The sequence below is a fragment of the Streptomyces sp. NPDC006529 genome, assembly GCF_040611795.1.
GTDB lineage: Bacteria > Actinomycetota > Actinomycetes > Streptomycetales > Streptomycetaceae > Streptomyces.
In genome coordinates, this window is the sequence record NZ_JBEXPB010000146.1 from 1 (window position 1) to 1,084 (window position 1,084).

At 69.9% G+C, this 1,084-nt stretch carries 1 protein-coding gene; it reads left to right on the forward strand.

The window, feature by feature from the left end:
* Positions 1 to 1,084: acyltransferase domain-containing protein (locus tag ABZY31_RS31320; protein WP_356417101.1), on the forward strand; the 1,084-nt coding region annotated here is incomplete at both ends.

Consider the following 1,084-nt stretch of genomic DNA (forward strand, 5'->3'; position numbering starts at 1 on the left):
CGTCGAGTCGTGGGGTGTCCGGCCGGACTTCGTGTCGGGTCATTCGATCGGTGAGATCGCGGCCGCGCATGTCGCGGGTGTGTTCTCGCTGGAGGACGCGTGCACGTTGGTGGCTGCGCGGGGGCGTCTGATGCAGGCGCTGCCGGGTGGTGGGGCGATGATCGCTCTCCAGGCGTCGGAGGACGAAGTCCTGCCGTTGCTGACCGAGCGGGTGAGCATCGCTGCGGTCAACGGGCCTGCGTCGGTCGTGGTGGCCGGTGACGAGGACGCCGTGCTCGCGGTGGTGGAGGTGTTCGCCGACCGGAAGAGCAAGCGGCTCGCCGTCAGTCACGCCTTCCACTCGCCGCACATGGATGGGATGTTGGAGGACTTCCGTGAGGTGTTGGGGGGGCTGGAGTTCGCCGCTCCGCGAATTCCGGTCGTTTCCAATCTGACGGGTGCGTTGGTCTCGGACGAGATGGGTTCGGCCGACTTCTGGGTGCGACACGTCCGCGAGGCCGTCCGCTTCCTGGACGGCATCCGGACCCTGGCGGCCGCCGGGGTCACGACGTACCTCGAACTCGGCCCCGACGGCGTGCTGTCCGCGCTGGGCGCGGAGTGCCTCGGCGAGGACGGGTCGGCGTTCGTGCCCCTCGCCCGCAAGGGCCGCCCCGAGCCGGAGACCGTCATGACCGCCCTGGCCCGGAGCCATGTACGCGGCCTCGCCGTTGACTGGCTTGCGGTGCTCGGGACCGGTGCGGTACGGGTCGAACTGCCGACGTACGCCTTCCAGCGCCAGCGGTACTGGCCGGAGGCGGTGCCGGCACGCCGCAATGAGGTGGGCAACCGGTCGGACGTGGACGGCTGGCGTTACCGGGTGTCGTGGAAGCCGCTGACGGACGGTGCTGCCGGTGCTGTGCTGTCGGGTGAGTGGCTGGTTGTGGTGCCGGCTGCGGGTGTGGATGACACGGCGGTGGTCGCTGCGCTGGGTGCTGGGGCGCGTCGGGTTGTGGTGGATCCGGGCATGGACCGTGGGGGTCTTGCGGGTCTGCTGGCTGGTGCTGGTTCGGTGGTTGGTGTGGTGTCGTTGCTGGCGCTGGATGAG